Source organism: Acinetobacter sp. SM1B (assembly GCF_003289665.1).
Taxonomy (GTDB): Bacteria; Pseudomonadota; Gammaproteobacteria; order Pseudomonadales; family Moraxellaceae; genus Acinetobacter; species Acinetobacter schindleri.
In genome coordinates, this window is the sequence record NZ_QMBM01000041.1 from 1 (window position 1) to 230 (window position 230).

The window sequence follows — 230 nt, forward strand, 5'->3', positions numbered from 1 at the left end:
TTGCTGATTTTTTGTTGCTTACACGCCATTTCAGCTTTGCTTTTTTAAATTGCTTTCTTCGGGTAATAAGTTCTTCTGTAATGGCTTGAACAGTTTGACTATGCAGGTTGCATTCCTTAGAAGTACCTTTGGTGTATTCTGCAATATCGTATGCCGATAGAAATTCACCCTTACGCTTGAGATGTTTAAATCCTAAATCATTCACATAATTCCAAACAAAATTCACCTCA

General features: G+C 35.7%; 1 pseudogene. It reads right to left on the reverse strand.

The window, feature by feature from the left end:
- Window positions 1-230 (reverse strand): annotated as a pseudogene (locus C8322_RS14315) (RNA-guided endonuclease TnpB family protein); the annotation flags it as partial.